This window comes from Arthrobacter sp. P1_A5, from assembly GCF_056406825.1.
The window spans coordinates 25,956-42,208 of the sequence record NZ_JBFTZL010000016.1 but is presented as its reverse complement, the minus strand read 5'-3'; the positions used below and the strand labels follow the sequence as shown (position 1 = coordinate 42,208).

At 62.0% G+C, this 16,253-nt stretch carries 17 protein-coding genes; 13 read left to right on the top strand and 4 right to left on the bottom strand.

What is annotated here, in order from left to right:
* Nucleotides 1-382 (top strand): M15 family metallopeptidase (locus AC1D1S_RS05425; RefSeq protein ID WP_476993914.1); only part of this gene is annotated, 382 nt, incomplete at its 5' end.
* Nucleotides 383-557: 175 nt separating this feature from the next.
* Here the strand turns inward: AC1D1S_RS05425 and glmM are convergent.
* A complete protein-coding gene (gene glmM / locus AC1D1S_RS05420) occupies nt 558-1,919 on the bottom strand; it encodes a phosphoglucosamine mutase (protein ID WP_243181061.1) in 1,362 nt (453 codons plus the stop codon).
* Between the two features lie 95 nt (nt 1,920-2,014).
* Nucleotides 2,015-2,152, bottom strand: a complete 138-nt coding sequence (locus AC1D1S_RS05415; protein ID WP_476993913.1) for a hypothetical protein — start codon at nt 2,150-2,152, stop codon at nt 2,015-2,017.
* A gap of 1,208 nt (nt 2,153-3,360) precedes the next feature.
* Between AC1D1S_RS05415 and AC1D1S_RS05410 the strand changes: the two genes are divergently transcribed.
* Together AC1D1S_RS05410 and AC1D1S_RS05405 are read left to right on the top strand one after the other, a co-directional pair.
* On the top strand, nt 3,361-4,599 hold the full coding sequence (locus AC1D1S_RS05410; RefSeq protein WP_476993912.1) for a bifunctional glycosyltransferase family 2/GtrA family protein: 1,239 nt from the start codon (nt 3,361-3,363) through the stop codon (nt 4,597-4,599).
* Nucleotides 4,600-4,772: 173 nt separating this feature from the next.
* A complete protein-coding gene (locus AC1D1S_RS05405) occupies nt 4,773-6,524 on the top strand; it encodes an ArnT family glycosyltransferase (RefSeq protein WP_476993911.1) in 1,752 nt (583 codons plus the stop codon).
* Between the two features lie 83 nt (nt 6,525-6,607).
* Here AC1D1S_RS05405 and rpsI read toward each other — a convergent pair whose 3' ends face one another.
* Both rpsI and rplM read right to left on the bottom strand, forming a co-directional pair.
* Complete coding sequence (gene rpsI / locus AC1D1S_RS05400; RefSeq protein WP_018773707.1) at nt 6,608-7,117, bottom strand: 30S ribosomal protein S9; 510 nt, start codon at nt 7,115-7,117, stop codon at nt 6,608-6,610.
* A gap of 36 nt (nt 7,118-7,153) precedes the next feature.
* Entirely contained in the window at nt 7,154-7,597 is a 444-nt protein-coding gene (rplM, locus tag AC1D1S_RS05395) for a 50S ribosomal protein L13 (RefSeq protein WP_015937805.1), read from the bottom strand.
* Nucleotides 7,598-7,916: 319 nt separating this feature from the next.
* On the opposite strand from rplM, the gene AC1D1S_RS05390 reads away from it, so the two are divergent.
* From AC1D1S_RS05390 to AC1D1S_RS05345, 10 genes are all read left to right on the top strand, one after another.
* On the top strand, nt 7,917-8,612 hold the full coding sequence (locus tag AC1D1S_RS05390) for a prepilin peptidase (RefSeq protein ID WP_243181066.1): 696 nt from the start codon (nt 7,917-7,919) through the stop codon (nt 8,610-8,612).
* 269 nt (nt 8,613-8,881) lie between these two features.
* Nucleotides 8,882-9,073, top strand: a complete 192-nt coding sequence (locus tag AC1D1S_RS05385; protein ID WP_223980166.1) for a Flp family type IVb pilin — start codon at nt 8,882-8,884, stop codon at nt 9,071-9,073.
* 129 nt (nt 9,074-9,202) lie between these two features.
* Nucleotides 9,203-9,406, top strand: a complete 204-nt coding sequence (locus tag AC1D1S_RS05380; protein ID WP_308197243.1) for a Flp family type IVb pilin — start codon at nt 9,203-9,205, stop codon at nt 9,404-9,406.
* Complete coding sequence (locus AC1D1S_RS05375) at nt 9,406-9,849, top strand: TadE/TadG family type IV pilus assembly protein (RefSeq protein ID WP_476993910.1); 444 nt, start codon at nt 9,406-9,408, stop codon at nt 9,847-9,849. The genes AC1D1S_RS05380 and AC1D1S_RS05375 overlap by 1 nt, the downstream gene beginning before the upstream one ends.
* The gene (locus tag AC1D1S_RS05370) at nt 9,837-10,871 is read left to right on the top strand and encodes a pilus assembly protein TadG-related protein (protein ID WP_476993909.1); all 1,035 of its coding nucleotides are present in this window, start codon (nt 9,837-9,839) and stop codon (nt 10,869-10,871) included. The genes AC1D1S_RS05375 and AC1D1S_RS05370 overlap by 13 nt, the downstream gene beginning before the upstream one ends.
* A gap of 48 nt (nt 10,872-10,919) precedes the next feature.
* Nucleotides 10,920-11,669 carry a Flp pilus assembly protein CpaB gene (cpaB, locus tag AC1D1S_RS05365; protein WP_476945760.1) on the top strand — a complete coding sequence of 250 codons (750 nt, stop codon included), beginning with the start codon at nt 10,920-10,922 and terminating at the stop codon, nt 11,667-11,669.
* Nucleotides 11,666-12,859: a CpaE/TadZ family protein gene (locus AC1D1S_RS05360; protein WP_243181069.1), complete on the top strand. Its 1,194-nt coding sequence runs from the start codon at nt 11,666-11,668 to the stop codon at nt 12,857-12,859. Before cpaB ends, AC1D1S_RS05360 begins: the two co-directional genes overlap by 4 nt.
* Nucleotides 12,859-14,310, top strand: a complete 1,452-nt coding sequence (locus AC1D1S_RS05355; RefSeq protein ID WP_476993908.1) for a CpaF family protein — start codon at nt 12,859-12,861, stop codon at nt 14,308-14,310. Before AC1D1S_RS05360 ends, AC1D1S_RS05355 begins: the two co-directional genes overlap by 1 nt.
* Nucleotides 14,307-15,254, top strand: coding sequence for a type II secretion system F family protein (locus tag AC1D1S_RS05350; RefSeq protein WP_476993907.1), 948 nt, complete (start codon nt 14,307-14,309; stop codon nt 15,252-15,254). The genes AC1D1S_RS05355 and AC1D1S_RS05350 overlap by 4 nt, the downstream gene beginning before the upstream one ends.
* A gap of 10 nt (nt 15,255-15,264) precedes the next feature.
* Nucleotides 15,265-16,155 carry a type II secretion system F family protein gene (locus tag AC1D1S_RS05345; protein WP_476993906.1) on the top strand — a complete coding sequence of 297 codons (891 nt, stop codon included), beginning with the start codon at nt 15,265-15,267 and terminating at the stop codon, nt 16,153-16,155.
* Nucleotides 16,156-16,253 lie beyond the last annotated feature (98 nt).

Genomic DNA, 16,253 nt, shown 5'->3' with positions numbered 1-16,253 from the left:
CCGTTCGTTCGCGACGCAGCGGGCAACCTACGGCAGCTACGTGAATTCCCGCGGTCAGGCGGAGGCTGACACCGCCTCGGCCCGGCCCGGCTACTCAGAGCACCAGACGGGCTGGGCGTTCGACATCGGCGACGGCAGCGGGGCGGACTCTTTCACGCCCCAGTTCAAGGACCGCCCGGCGGCGATCTGGGCCAAGGCGAATGCCCACCGCTTCGGCTTCGTGGTCCGCTACCCGTGGATGCTGCACGAAATCACCGGGTATTTCTACGAGCCATGGCATCTGCGCTTCATCGGCAAGGAGGCGGCCGCGGACATGCGCGCCCGCGGCATCGGCACGCTCGAGGAATACTTCGGCGTGGAAGCCGCCCCGGCGTACTTGTAGGCGGCGCCGGGCTACCCGTGGGGCGGCGTCGGTCCGCGCGGATTTTCCCATCTTTGCCACCACGACGCCGGTACACGCCGGCGCAACCGGCCCACACGCCGTCGGACGCGGACATAGGTGGGGAAACCCAGCTTCGCCGGACACAGCGATTCGCGGACGGAACCGGCTTGGCCGACTATTCGGGGACGAGCTCCAAAGCCAGTTCGGTCCGGACCACCTGGGCCAGTCGCTCCGCGACACCCTGGGCGGTTTTGTGGTCTGCGGCCTCCACCATCACGCGCACCACCGGCTCGGTGCCCGAGGGGCGCAGCAGGACGCGTCCGGTGTCGCCGAGTTCGGTTTCGGCGGCGGATACCGCCTGCGCCACCACCGCATCGCCCTTGACCCGGGTACGGTCCACGCCCTTGACGTTGATGAGGACCTGGGGCAGCTTGGTCATCACCGTTGACAGCTCCTTGAGCGGGCGGCCGGTGAGTGCCACCTGGGCGGCAATCTGCAGTCCGGTCAGTACGCCGTCGCCGGTGGTGGCGTGTTCGGCAAAAATTACGTGCCCGGACTGCTCGCCGCCAAGGCTGTAGCCGCCGTTGCGCATTTCCTCGAGGACGTAGCGGTCCCCCACACCGGTTTCGCGCAGGCTGATCCCGGCGTCGCGCAGGGCGATCTTCAGGCCGAGGTTGCTCATGACGGTGGCCACGAGGACATCGTTCCTAAGCTTTCCGGCGCCCTTGAGGGCCACGGCCAGGATGGCCATGATCTGGTCGCCGTCCACCTCGTTGCCTTCGTGGTCCACGGCGAGGCAGCGGTCGGCGTCGCCGTCGTGCGCGATGCCGAGGTCCGCCCCGTGGTCCAGGACGGCCCGCTTGAGCGGGCCGAGGTGCGTGGAGCCGACCCCTTCGTTGATGTTGAGCCCGTCCGGCTCGGCGCCAATGACGATCACGTTGGCGCCGGCGTCCTTGAACACCTGCGGGGAGCAGCCGCTGGCCGCGCCGTGGGCGCAGTCGAGGACGACCTTCAAGCCGTCCAGGCGGTGCGGAAGCGTGCCGAGCAGGTGCACGATGTAGCGGTCCTCGGCGTCGGAGAAGCGCTGGATCCGTCCCACCTCACCGCCGACGGGCCGGAAGGGCTCCTTGCCGAGCTGCACTTCGATGGCATCCTCGACGTCGTCGGGCAGCTTCTGGCCGCCGCGGGCGAAGAACTTGATGCCGTTGTCCGGCGCGGGGTTGTGCGAGGCGGAGATCATCACGCCGAAGTCGGCGTTGAGGTCCGCCACGAGGTAGGCGGCGGCCGGGGTGGGCAGCACGCCGGCGTCGTAGACGTCGATTCCCGAGCTGGAGAGCCCCGCTTCCACGGCAGCCGCGAGGAACTCACCGCTGGCCCGCGGGTCCCGTGCCACCACGGCAATCGGGCGCTTCCCGGTCGTGTTGCGGTCATGGCCAAGTACGACGGCGGCGGCCTGAGCCAGCTGCAAGGCGAGCTCGGCGGTCAACAACCCGTTCGCCAGGCCCCGGACTCCATCGGTTCCAAATAATCTAGACATCGGCCCAAGTTTAGTCGATGGGCGGCCGTACGCGGTGGTGCGCCCGTGGCGATCATTTTTCTCCGCGATCGTCCCGGCCACACGCCATCGTTTGGTCAGCGCCAGGGTGGCGGGTTGTCCGCGATGATCTCCGGGGTGAGGAGCATGCCTCCGAAGTCGGCGCGCGCCTTCGCGAGTGTTGCCGGGTCGGGGTCGATGTTGGCGTACCAGGGCTCCAGGTCTTTGGCCCRCACGAGTGCTTTCCCCCGCCGAGAGGTTCGATGATCCAGTCGGACAGGTCGTTCGCTTGCGCCAGATGGGCGTCGGTGAGGAGCTGGAGCCCGTGCTCGTCGGCGATGTACTGCGCATCCAGGTGCCTGTTGTAGCGGATCTGGTATTCCTTCACGTACGGCAGTGGCGGTCTGACGACGGCAAGCTCGCTCCAGGTGCTGCTGAGGGGATTGGTGTACTGCGCAAACGCCAGATCGGTGTCCCCGGGGAACGCGACCGTCGCCCGGGTGACTTGCGCAAGCCAGTTCTTCCAGGAGGCCGTGTCATCCATGACCTCATAGCAGGCCCGGCCCAGGGTGCCAAGCGACGCCCAGCCCAACCGGCGCGGCTCCGACCGCAGATACGTCGCGCCAGCCTGTCCGAATTTCGCGGCAGCGGCCGCCATCGCCGGACCCACGTCGGGGTTCTGCGTAGGGTCTGGTGAATGTTGCGCAGCAGGTACACGTCCGCACCGCTGAACCGGCCCCACGCCGTAGCGGCATCTGCCACCTTCGCCGTCACGGCGGCCGCGACATGCCAGCCACGCTGCTGTTCGTCTGTCTCCGGCAGGGCCAGGTCAATGGTCTGGTAAGACACGGACGCCGTCAGCTGCCGCGGCAGCTCGACTTCGCAGCTCAACCAGTCCGGGAAAAACGCCTCCGGCGCGACCGTGACCCGCCCGGACATCCCGAGTGCCTGCAAATGCCGGGCGAAGGCATCCAGCCAGGCGCGCACGCCCTCCTCCGGTCCGGCCCTGCTCATAAGCGCCACCGGTCCGGCGTCCGAGTCCGAGACGCCCGCGGTGAAGACAGCGTCGCCCCACCCGGCGTCCTCGACTTCCTGGTTCGCGACCTGAACCGCGACCTCGACGGCATCAAAGACGTCCTTGGAACCGCTGGGCCGAAACTGAAGCCACAACTCCTCGTACTGGGCCTTCCGCCAGGTCCTCGATAACGCGCCCCACACAACCTCGACGCCGGGCTCCGGCATACGATCCCCCTCGTTCACGCGGTGCAACTGCTCTTCGGCGAACATACCCCATTCCTCTGCCAACATTCGGGGGACTCAACCCGGCCCGGGCCGACCCACATTCGACTGAAAGATCGGTCGACTACTTGGTTTTGAGGTTTCTTGTACTCTATTTTCCCCAAACACCTACTGCCTTTTCCAGGATGCGTTTAGGCTTCGTGGCATGACACCTAGCTCTGGGGGCTTGGCGCTTGAAATTGTGGTACCGGTCTTTAATGAACAGGCGGTACTCGAAAAMAGCATCACWAAGCTCGCGAATTACTTATYGCAAGAAATGCCTTCGACRTGGCAAATTACSATYGCGGACAATGCCAGCACGGACAATACTTCGAGTATTGCCCAGCGCTTGGCGGAGCAGCTGCCGAATGTGATTCACCGCAGACTCGAGGTCAAGGGACGCGGGTTCGCGCTGAGGGACGCTTGGGGCGCATCCTCAGCCAAGGTCTTGGCCTATCTCGATGTCGATCTGTCAACGGACCTGGCCGCGCTGCCACCACTTGTGGCGCCGCTGTTGTCGGGCCATTCGGATGTTTCCATCGGGACCAGGCTGGGGCAGAGTTCCAGGGTCAGCCGCGGCCCGAAGCGCGAGTTCATTTCACGCTCCTACAATTTTCTGCTCAGACGGACCATGCAGGTGAGATTCTCAGATGCCCAATGCGGTTTCAAAGCCATCCGGGCGGATGTCGCCAAGCGGATCCTTCCCCACATTGAGGACAATGGCTGGTTTTTCGACACGGAGTTGTTGATCATTGCCGAGCGCTCCGGCCTGCGGATCCATGAAATTCCTGTGGACTGGGTTGACGATCCCGACAGCAGAGTTGATATCAGGCAGACGGCCGTGGATGATCTCCGGGGCTTGGTCCGCGTAGCAGGCTCGCTTTTGAAGGGAAGCATTCCTGTCCAGGCAATCTACGCAGAGCTGGGGCGCCGGCCCATCGTGGCTCCGCGGCGGCCGAGCTTCTTCGGCCAGGTGCTGCGGTTCGGATTGGTGGGCGGGGCTTCCACCATCGCCTTTGCCTTGCTCTATCTGACCCTTCAAGCTCCCTTTGGCGCCCAACAGGCGAACTTCATAGCACTGCTTTTGACCGCCGTCGGTAATACTGCAGCCAACCGCCGGTTCACGTTTGGCATCCGTGGTCCGGTGAGGCTCTTCACTCAGCAATTCCAAGGACTTGTGGTCTTCCTCCTTGCTTGGACCATCACTTCCTCCTCGCTGATGATTCTTCATGCCGTCAGTGTCGATGCCGCTCCGAGCCACGAGCTCCTGGTCCTGACTGGTGCCAACATTGTGGCCACCCTCCTCAGGTTTGTCCTGCTTCGGGCTTGGGTTTTCAGGGTCGGTCATATCGCCCAACGCGGCGCTCGTATCTCCCCCCAGCCGGTTGAGGGACCTGCGCTTTGAACTCCGCGCACACCCGCTCACTGAAGCCCGCGCTTGTCCGTAGCGAGCGAACATCAGCTTTAGACAGGGGTCTCCTGGCCGAGTGGCCACGCACGCTGTTCCACAGCGGCCGGTGGCAACGTCCTGCTCTGTTGGCCCTGCTGGCGCTCACAGCGTTGCTCTACACATGGGGCTTGGATCGCAACGGGTGGGCGAACTCCTACTACTCTGCGGCTGCCATGTCTGGATCCCTCGATTGGACGGCACTTCTCTTCGGCGCCTCCGATCCGGGGAATGCGATCACCGTGGACAAACCCCCTCTCAGCATCTGGGTCATGTCGCTATCCGTCCGCGTGTTCGGACTCAACTCCTGGAGCCTTTTGCTTCCGCAGGCGCTCATGGGCGTAGCTGGCGTCTATCTTCTCTACCGAATGGTCCAAAAACGCTTCAATTCAGCTGTGGGCCTGCTGGCCGCTGCATTTATGGCCGTCATGCCCGTCTCTACAGTCATGTTTCGTTACAACAACCCTGATGCGCTCCTGACGCTGCTCATGATTGGAATTGCCTTTCTTGCCCTGGAATCCATCGATGGTGGCCAAGTTAGATGGCTGCTGCTGGCCGGCCTGCTCACTGGCCTGGCTCTTCTCACGAAACAGCTTCAGGTCCTGCTTCTGCTGCCTTCCATTGCGGCAGCATACTTTCTGTTCTCGCGCGCCTCAGTATTCAAGCGGTGCCTGCATCTTCTCGCTGCCCTCGGCGCGGCCGCGGTGGCAGGCGGCTGGTGGTTCCTGTTAGTTCAAATCACGGACCCGGCCCGACGACCGTTCATCGGCGGCTCCAGGAAGAACAGCGTCGTGGAGCTCACCTTGGGCTATAACGGGCTCGACCGCCTGACCGGGGAAGACGCCAGCAGAACCATGGCGGCGGGTATCACGGGCGCGGCTGACCAACTCGATGTCGGCTTCCAGCGCTTCCTCCAGCCACAGTTCTCCGGACAGAGCGGGTGGTTCCTCCCGTTGGCTGCAGCGGGTCTCTGCATTGGACTCTGGTGCATCGTCCGCCGCCGAGTGCCCCGCGCCGCAAGTGCGCTCCTCGTGCTTTGCTGCGTGTGGTTCGCCTGCTCCGCCACCGTTCTCGCCTTCATGTCTGGAATCGTGCACCCGTATTACGTCCTGACCGCTGTCCCGCCCATGTGCTGCCTGGCGGCCGTTGCCCTGGTGTACTTTCTGCATGGGCTCGCCGCCCCCCGCACGCGTTGGGCAGCCATTATCACGCTGACAGCGAGCATGATCTTTGCCTATGTCACCGCGGCCCGTTCGACGGCGGATTTCCCGGGTTTGCCCTACGTCATGCTGCTAATTTGGGGCATCGCGATCGCCGGAGTCCTTATCCCTGCACCAAAACCCGCAGTGGCACGGGCAAGCCCAGTGTTCCTGCTTGCTGCGTTGTTCCTTGGGCCCCTGCTGTGGTCGCTGAACACGGTCCTGGCCCCCCACATCGGGGCCGGAGTGGTTGCTGGGCCCAGTATCCTCGGCATGCGCACCGACGAGCGCAATCGCGCGTCTCCGGACACTCACCCGAGTTACTTGGCCGTCATGTACGGTGATCTGCCGTCGGCCGGCGTACTTGAGCGCTTGAGCAACCAGCCGGCGTCCACGACGTGGGCGGCTGCCATAGTCGGATCCGAGACTTCCGCCAACTATCAGCTCGAATCCGGTCATGCGGTGCTGCCGCTGGGTGGGTTCGACGGGACGGATCCGTTCCCGACCCTGGAACAGTTCGAGGTACTCGTCGCGGAAGGACGAGTGGGATCAGTAGTCGTACAGAACCTGCCGCCGCAGACCTTGGAAGGCCGCGGCGAGTCAGCTCGAATCGTCGAATGGGTGAGGCAGCGATTCGTAGCCGAGGATGTCGACGGGGCACAGTACTTTCAACTCGCCAAATAAGAGCTCTTGAAACGGCGAAAGCCCGCCCCGCCGAGTGGCGGAACGGGCTTTCGTGCAAGCGCCAGAAGCGCTTGGAAGCGGGATTAACGCTTCGAGTACTGCTGAGCCTTACGGGCCTTCTTGAGACCGGCCTTCTTACGCTCGATGACGCGGGCGTCACGGCGCAGGTAACCGGCCTTCTTCAGGGTGGCGCGGTTGTTCTCGGTGTCGATCTCGTTCAGTGAACGGGCGATGCCCAGGCGCAGGGCACCGGCCTGGCCGGAAATACCGCCACCATGGATGCGGGCGATGACGTCGTAGGCGCCGTCAAGATCGAGGATCTTGAAGGGCTCGTTGACGTCCTGCTGGTGCAGCTTGTTCGGGAAGTAGTTCGCCAGCTCGCGGCCGTTGATGGTCCACTTGCCGGAGCCGGGCACAACGCGAACGCGTGCAACGGCTTCCTTACGACGGCCAACTGCAGCGCCGGCAACGGTCAGTGCCGGGCGTTCCTTCTTCGGCGCAGCTGCTTCCGCAGCACCGCTCTCCGAGGTGTAGCTGGTCAGGTTTTCCTCAGCCTCAACGGCTTCGGTGGTCAGTTCTTCGTTCTGAGCCACGATTCTCCTTGATAAAAAGTTGGTTGGTGGCCAGGACTACTGGGCGACCTGGGTGATTTCGAAAGTCTTGGGCTGCTGGGCGGCGTGGGGGTGCTCTGCACCGCGGTACACCTTCAGCTTGCCCAGCTGCTGTGCAGCGAGGGAGTTCTTCGGGAGCATGCCCTTGATGGCCTTCTCCACGGCGCGAACCGGGTTGGACTCAAGCAGCTCCGCGTAGTTGACGGAGGTCAGGCCGCCCGGGTAGCCGGAGTGGCGGTATGCGCGCTTCTGCTCCAGCTTGGCCCCGGTGAGGGCAACCTTTTCAGCGTTGATGATGATGACGAAGTCGCCCATGTCCATGTGGGACGCAAAGGTGGCCTTGTGCTTGCCGCGCAGCAGGATTGCGGTCTGGCTGGCAAGACGACCAAGGACAACGTCGGTGGCGTCAATGACGTGCCACTGGCGGTTGATATCGCCGGGCTTCGGGGTGTACGTACGCACGGTGTTTGCCTCGTTCTTGTTCTGGCGTTCTTGTTTTAGGCGTCACTCTTACGGTGCACCTACTATCTATGCGCTACCGGAACAGAGGTGAGGGCTCCATGTAACCAGTCATCCTGAAGTCTCGAATGTGCACGTTGAGTAGCTATCCTGCAACCGGATTCTCAAGCGGGCACGCACCATCGAGATAGGACACGCACAACGACTACCAAGAATAGCCGATCACGGCCTCTTGGGTCAAAATGGGGTGTCCGGATGCATCCTGTTTGCTCTCTGCTTCGCAGAGTGTCCTGTGCCGGCCCGTCGCATCCTTGGAGGAACCGTGTCCGATCCCGCCGCCGCCGGCTCCCTGCTGCTTGCACAGCCCTCCGGATCGTTCACTGGCGTCCTTTTCATGGCGGGTGTTGGCCTCGCCGGCGCATGCCTGTCCCTGCTGGCCGAACTCCTTATCCGGCGCACGCTCCCCCGCCTTGGCGGACCCCTGACTGTACGCATGAGAATTACGACGGCGGCAGCCACGTTCGCGCTGTCCACCATGCTGGCCTGGCGCTTCGGGCTCTCCCCCGAGCTATTTGCGTACATCCTGCTGGCAGTGGCCGGCGTCCAGCTGGCACGGATCGACCTGCAGCACCACCTGCTGCCCAACCGGATGGTCCTGCCCCTGCTGGCGGCCGGAATCGTGCTACTCGGAGCCGCTGCAGGGGTGTCCGGCGAGGTAGGTAGCCTACTGCGCGGGATGGCCGGCGCCTTAATATTGTTCGTTTTGTACCTTTTTCTTGCCCTGACCAGCCGAAACGGCCTCGGAATGGGCGATGTGAAGCTTGCTGCACCACTTGGCCTGTACTTGGGCTACCTGGGCTGGTCCCACTTGTTCTATGGCGGAGCTCTGGGGTTCGTCGCAGGTGGCGTCGCTCCCCTGCTCCTGGTCCTCAAGAACCGCGGAAACAAGCAGAAGGAAGTCCCCTACGGGCCCTCGATGCTGGCTGCCGGCCTGGCAATTATCCTGCTGCTCCCCTAAGTGGTCTACGTCCCCGTGGGACGCGAATTAAGTAAGACGGCTTATCAAACCAAGTAGTCGAGCCGTGCTCCTACTTGAAAACTGAGTACACCTCTCATTTGTGGGCAGGTGGTGCCCAAAATTTCCTTCAAAAAGTCGAGTATCCCGCGCCATTGCAGGGGCCTTAATCGCCATGCAAATGTTGTCTCAGCGGAACTCCAGGGGGTTTAGCAAAAGGGGATTTGCTGGAATTTCGTTTCACATTCGAAACTCTGAAAAGGACAAATAAAATGACTGGTCTCATGGTCTCAATGCTCGCTTTCATCGCCGGCGCCAAGGATCGCCTCTCCTCCGAGAAGGGCGCAACGGCTGTTGAATACGGGCTGCTCGTGGCGCTCATCGCGGCAGTAATCATCGGCGTCGTCGTAACGCTCGGCACTCAGATCAACACCGCGTTCACCACGATCTCGGGCAAGCTCTAGCCGCGCACATGCAGAAAAGCCCAGGGCGGGGGGCGGAGGTAGTTCGGGCGATAGCTCCGCTGCCATCGCCTCCGGCCCTGGGCTTTTCGATTATCACGGTTGTGCCAGGTCTCAAGTGTTGGAGGAGTTGTGAAAGGTCTCAGTAGATATAGCTTGACCCTGCGGCGGGCGGCGGGAGCCGGCCGATGGGGAAAACTTTCAAGCGAAGCGGGAGCGACTGCGGTCGAATACGGCCTTTTGGTGGCACTCATCGCTGCGGTGATCATAGGCATTGTCGGCACTCTTGGAGGTCAGCTAATTCCTGGCTTTCAATCCGTAGTTGACGGTCTCTGATGACTGCCCGGCATCGGGCGGCCGTACGCCCCGGATCCGAAAAGGAAAAGGGCGCGGTCGCAGTCGAGTTCGCGCTGGTTCTGCCGATCTTCCTCGTTCTCGTCTTGGGAATCGTCGAATTCAGCAGGGCATATAACATCCAGGTGTCGCTCTCAGAGGCCGCCCGGGAGACTGCACGGTATACGGCGATTCACTACGCCGACGCCGGCTTCAGCACGGCATCCGCCCAGGATGTAGGCGTCAGTGCTGCACCAACCGCGGCCCTGGCACCTGGGAACATCAACATTTCGTACTCCGGCGGCGGCGCTTGCGCAGCTGGCAACAGCGTTTTTGTCACAGTTAACGTGGCCACGCCCTACATGACTGGATTTCCCGCACTCATCCCGGGCATGCCAGCCAGCCTCAACATCTCCAGTAAAGGTGTAATGCGATGCGGCGGCTGAGGCGCGATGATCCCGAACGTGGTGTCATTGCACCCCTGACCGCGATCCTCATGGTGGCGATGCTTGGAATGGCGGCCTTCGCAGTTGATGTCGCAACGATGTATTCCGAACATGCGCAGCTGCAAAATGGTGCGGACTCCGCCGCCTTGGCCATTGCAGAATCCTGCGCCAAGACACCTACGGATGCGTCCTGTACCGCGCCTATGTCCTACGCAACGGGATTTGCAGATGGCAACGCCCTCGACGGGCACACCAACGTACTCAGTGCCGCGGTTGGTGCCGGCACAGTGAACGTCACAACCCAGGCCCAGGATTCCTCGGGAAACAATCACTTTTCACTCGTTTTCGCACGCGTGCTGGGCATCCAGGTTACCGACATCCAGGCCTCGGCAGAGGCGAAGTTCGGTGGTTACTCGACTGGCAATGTGCTTCCGCTTTCGTTCTCCAAATGTGAGGCGGATCCAGGGTTTACAAAGGGTCTGCAGTTCTTCCCGGAGCACGGCAATTCATTGGCAGACGATCCCGGTTATGAATGCATAACGACTTCCTCATCGGGGCTTGAAGTTCCCGGAGGGTTCGGCTGGCTAGATCACACCCCAGGGGTATGCAAGGTGACCGTGGACATCCTGAATCCGTGGGTGGGAACCAATACCGGCCAAAACTACGACAGTGACTGTGCCACCGCTCTGAACAATTGGGGGGCCGTTCTGGCTGATCCTTCGAAAACCGTGGACATACTCGTGCCGATCTTTGACGACGTCCGTGGCAATGGAGCCGGCGCAGAATTCCACATCGAGGCCTTCGCCCAAATATCCCTGCGGGGATGGAATTTGAAAGGTGGCAGCTCGCTGCCCGGGGACTTCATGACTGCAGAGGCAACCACACTGTCCAAATCACTGAAGCTCAAGAACAGCGACAACGGAATTTTTGGACGATTCATCAAAAAAGTCACCCTGGCCGAAGCAGCAGCCATGGGCGGCCCGACAACCTACGGAGCGCTGGGGGTCCAACTCTCCAAGTAGCAACGACCACGCAAAACGAGTTCTATTCGGCAAAAGGAGAAAGTCACAGTGAAAACTCGCCTACTGGGAGGCATCGTCGCACTTGTGCTGGCAATCGTTGGCACTCTGCTATTGGTCTCATATGTTCAAGCATCAGAAGCCAGGGCCCAACAGGACCTGCAGCCCGTCGAGGTACTGGTAGTTCAGGAGCAGATCCCCCGGGGATCCGATGTTGAAAAAATCAAATCCGCCGTCAAGCTGACATCGCTTCCGGCGGCTTCCGTTCCCAATGGAGCACTCAAAAGCCTCGACGGACTAAACGGAAAGGTCGCAGGTGTAGAGCTGCTTCCCGGAGAGCCCCTGCTGGGCGCCCGATTGGCCGACCCTGAGAGCCTCTCAGCGCCAGGCTCCGTCCCTGTCCCCAACGGGATGCAGGAAATCTCAGTGCAGCTGGAAGCTCAGCGGGTGGTGGGCGGACGCATCGCGGCCGGCGACACCGTGGGCATCGTCGTCCTCTTCGACAAGGGCGCGCTGAAGGACTCCCCCGATGTCGAAACCGGCCAGGAGGTCTTCCACAAGGTTCTGGTCACCAGTGTTCAGCGGTCGACGGCGAAGGCGTCAACCGCCAGTGACCCCGCAACGCAGGCGAACACGGAACTGCCTACGGGACAGCTGATCGTCACGTTTGCCCGCAACGACGCCGATTCCGCGAAAATCGCGTTCGGTGCCCACTTTGGGAGCCTATGGCTCACAAAGGAGCCATCCACCGCCACAGAGGGCGCCCCCGTCGTGGTCAAGAAGCCGGGACTGTACCGATGAGCCGCTTCGTACTGATCACCTCAGATCCAGGGTTTGAACGCCGTGTGAGGCAGGCAGCCTCAGGACTCCATGGCACGTTCCACGCGATCGTGGCCGACAGCCTCCCCCAGGGTCCCGATGACCTGCTCCGGGTCCTGAGCGGCGACCCTGCGGAAGTCATTCTGCTTGGCCCCGGTTTGCAGACAGAGGACTCCATCCGTCTGGCCAGTCTCTTCGACCTCCAATACCCGGAAATAAGCGTTGTCCTGGTTACCGAAAGTGAGGAGGGCATCGCCCTTCCCGCAATGCGGGCCGGCATCAGGGATTTGCTCCAGCCGGATTCGGATGTTGACACCATCCGCTCGTTGCTGGAACGGGCAAGTCTCGCAGCAGCCGGCCGGCGCCGTGGACTGGGAAACTCCGTGGAAGGACAGGCCAGGAGCGGCCGGATCATCGCGGTCATGTCGCCCAAAGGCGGGGTCGGCAAGACAACTGTCACCACCAACCTCGCTGTGGGGCTGGGCAAGGAGGCCCCCATGGGCGTCGTGGTGGTCGACCTCGACCTCCAGTTCGGCGACGTTGCTTCAGGGCTCATGCTGGAACCGGAGCGGACACTTGCTGATGCCGTCGTCGGCGCCGCAGTCCTGGACAGCGTCGTGCTGAAGTCCTACTTGACGCTGCATCCCTCAGGCATCTACGCCCTCTGTGCCCCGCTGCGCCCAACCGATGCAGACCAGATATCGGGCGAACAGGTAGGACGACTCCTGAGCCAACTGGCCAACGAATTCAAGTACGTGGTGGTCGATACAGCACCTGGCCTGGGCGAGCATGTCCTGGCCACGCTGGAAATGGCAACTGATGCTGTGTGGGTGTGCGGCATGGACATTCCCAGCATCCGCGGGCTTCGAACTGGATTCGGAATCCTCGCGGAACTCGACCTCGTACCTGACAACCGCCACGTCGTGCTCAATTTCGCGGATCGACGTACGGGGCTGACGCTGCAGGACGTTGAGGCCACGATCGGTTGTCCCGTGGATGTGGTGCTTCCGCGATCCCGCGCTGTGCCATTTTCCACGAACAAAGGCGCGCCGCTGCTCCAGGACGGCACCAGGGATTCGGTGACAAAGGGCCTCCGCCAGCTTGTCGAACGGTTCAGCGCCAACTGGGAGTCTCGCCCCCACAAGAAACTTCACAGAAGGGCAGTAGTCTAATGAACCTCACCAAGCGTTTTGAATCTCTTCGGGGCGGCGGTGTCGACACGGTAGCTTCGACGAATCCGGTGGCTGCAAGCGGACCCTGGTCGAGTGGGCCAGCAATGGCAGCCGAGTCACCGTCCATGGCACCCGAGCCGAAGGTCCTCGGCACAGATGCCAACGAAGCCTTGACCGCCGTCAAGGATCGGGCGGGCACCGCGCTCTACGAACGCATGGGTAGCCGGATCACTGATGCGTCCCTTGACGAGGCCGAGCTGCAAAGCTACGTCAAGGACGAGCTTCGGGCCATCGTGGACGAAGATGAAATTCCGCTTACTGCCCCTGAACGGCACCGTCTCGTTCAGGAGATCATGGACGATGTGCTGGGGCTCGGACCGCTCCAGAAGTTCCTGAATGAGACGGCCGTTACGGAAATCATGGTCAATGGGCCGGACAAGGTCTACGTGGAACGTGGCGGGCGACTGTACCTCACGAACGCCCGCTTCAGTTCGGAAGACCACCTGCGCCGGATCATTGAACGTATCGTCACGAAGGTCGGGCGGCGTATCGATGAGTCGTCGCCCATGGTTGATGCCCGTTTGTCCGACGGCTCGCGCGTCAATGCGATCATTCCCCCCCTTGCAGTTAACGGGGCATCGCTGACAATTCGTAAGTTCGGGCAGACGCCTTTGACCGTCGACAATCTGATCACCTTCGGAACCCTGACGCCGGAGATGGCCGAGCTCCTGCACGCTTGTGTGCAGGCCCGGCTGAACATCCTGGTCTCCGGTGGTACCGGCACCGGAAAGACGACACTGCTGAACGTGCTCTCGTCCTTCCTGYCGGCCGACGAGCGGATTGTCACCATCGAAGACGCCGTGGAACTCCAGCTGCAGCAGGAGCACGTCGTGCGGCTGGAGAGTCGGCCGCGCAACATTGAGGGCAAAGGCGAGATCTCCATCCGCGACCTGGTTCGAAATTCGCTTCGTATGCGGCCCGACCGGATTGTCATTGGCGAAGTCCGCGGCGGCGAATCACTCGATATGTTGCAGGCAATGAACACCGGACATGACGGTTCAATATCCACCGTGCACGCCAACTCCCCCCGAGATGCCATCGCGCGGCTTGAGACCTTGGTGCTCATGGCCGGCATGGACCTGCCCCTGCGTGCAATTCGCGAACAGATTGCATCGGCCGTAAACCTCATCGTGCATATCTCGCGGCTCAGGGACGGGACACGCCGTGTCACCCACGTGACCGAGGTCCAGGGAATGGAAGGGGATATCGTCACCCTGCAGGACGCATTCACTTTCGACTACAGCGCCGGCCTTGATGCTAACGGACGGTTCCTCGGCCGCCCGACATCCACCGGGGTCCGGCCTCGCTTTGCCGACCATTTTGCGGAGCTGGGCATCCAGCTTTCACCCGCTGTTTTCGGCGGCGTGCACATGGGCGGTGGACACCGGTGACCGCCACAAGCCCCATTTTCTTCGCCTTGGGCATCGGCCTGTGCCTCGTAGCACTCGGCATCCTCCTATTTTCCACTATGGGCATGGGCAAAGCCGGAATTGCTTTGTCCAGACGGCGGCCCGGAGTCAAGGACGAAACTTCTCTCTTGACCCGGGTGACGGACCACGCCGTAACCTTCGTGGATCGGAACGTCAGCAAGAATGCCCGTTTCGGCACGAGGGAATCGCTGGAGCAGGCAGGACTTAAACTCCGGCAGGCTGACTTCATCCTCTTGGTTTGCTGCATCGGCGTCACGGCAAGCCTTGTCGGGTTCATTCTGGGCGGCGTCCTCATGGGTCTGCTATTCCTCGTGGCCACGCCTCTACTTGCGATGCTCTTCCTGCGGATCCTCGCCGGCCGCAGACGATCGAAATTTGAGGATCAGCTGGGGGATACGTTGCAGATGCTTGCCGGCGGGTTGCGGGCCGGGCACAGCCTTCTGCGATCCGTGGACGCAGTTGCCCAGGAGGCAGAATCCCCGACGTCCGAGGAATTCGCCCGGTTGGTCAATGAAACACGCCTCGGGCGGGATTTGAAGGACTCGATGCTTGATGCCGCCAAACGCCTCAAGAGCGACGACTTCGACTGGACCGGGCAGGCCATAGAGATCCACCGCGAGGTGGGCGGAGACCTGGCAGAAGTTCTGGACCATGTGGGAGAAACCATCCGGGAACGTTCTGAGATCAAAGGGCAGGTGAAGGCTCTTAGCGCCGAGGGGAAGCTCTCTGCCTACATCCTGATCGCCCTGCCGGTTGGCATGTTCTTGTATCTCAGTGCAGCGAGCCCAAGCTACATGGCCGTTCTGTACTCGAATTTCATCGGCTGGGTAATGGTGGGCATGTCCGTCGTGCTGCTGGCCCTCGGCTCCTGGTGGCTCAGCCGCGTCGTAAAGATCAAGTTCTAGGAGGCTCGTTGTGAGTGTAATGGCGTGGTTATTGGTCGGACTCATCATCGTTCCGATTTCGGCAATGATCTTTTCACTGATCGCAGTCGACCGCGGCGGCCTGGCTGCGGTTCGAGGGAACCTCGGCCGCGGCCTTCGCTTGGCGCAGGAAAGCACCCCGACCGCAGAGTCACGCGGACCGGCGGGCCTCGGCATCCGGATGACCCCCAAGGGCTATGCAGGGTGGCTGGACAAACTCCTTGCCAAGGCGGGGAGACCTGCCGGCATGCCCCTCGATCGTCTCCTCATTGCGAAGCCGGCCCTGGCCTTGGTGGCGGCATTCGTCAGCATGCTGTTCCTGGCAAAGTCTCCGAGCGGCATTCTTCTCCTGCTAGTGCTTCTCCTGCCGGTGCTCGCCTATTTCGTTCCGGACATCCTAATCCATGGTCGCGGAGCGGAGCGCCAGAAGGCCATTGAGATGGAGTTGCCAAACACCCTCGACCAGATGCTGATTTCGGTCGAAGCAGGCTTGGGATTCGAAGCGGCGATGGCACGCGCGGGCCAGAACGGAAAGGGCCCGCTGGCGCAAGAACTCGTTCGCACGCTCCAAGATATGCAGGTCGGTCGAAGCCGCAAAGATTCCTATCTGGCCATGGCAGAAAGGTCCGATGTTCCGGACCTCCGGAGCTTCGTTCGGTCCGTGGTGCAGGCAGACACGTACGGAATTGCGCTGGCAGGCGTCCTCCGAACCCAGGCAAAGCAGATGAGAGTCAAGAGGCGGCAACGTGCCGAGGAAAAGGCAATGAAACTGCCCGTCAAGGTTTTGTTCCCCCTCATGTTCTGCATCCTGCCAGTGCTGTTCATCGTCGTCATAGGTCCCGCAGCAATCAACGTGATGAACAACTACATCGGGGCGTTCTAAGCCCCGACACCCGGCCCGCCACACGGGCCGCATCCCCATAGACAGGACCCCCTCGGCGCCCAGAGCCGAGGGGGTCCGTCATGTGTCCCGACTTATGC

Bases quoted from the DNA above. Each gene is read 5' to 3' on its own strand.
- glmM (WP_243181061.1), bottom strand. From the start codon at position 1,919: ATGTCTAGATTATTTGGAACCGATGGAGTCCGGGGCCTGGCGAACGGG.
- AC1D1S_RS05385 (WP_223980166.1), top strand. From the start codon at position 8,882: ATGACTGGTCTCATGGTCTCAATGCTCGCTTTCATCGCCGGCGCCAAG.
- AC1D1S_RS05375 (WP_476993910.1), top strand. From the start codon at position 9,406: ATGACTGCCCGGCATCGGGCGGCCGTACGCCCCGGATCCGAAAAGGAA.
- AC1D1S_RS05370 (WP_476993909.1), top strand. From the start codon at position 9,837: ATGCGGCGGCTGAGGCGCGATGATCCCGAACGTGGTGTCATTGCACCC.
- AC1D1S_RS05360 (WP_243181069.1), top strand. From the start codon at position 11,666: ATGAGCCGCTTCGTACTGATCACCTCAGATCCAGGGTTTGAACGCCGT.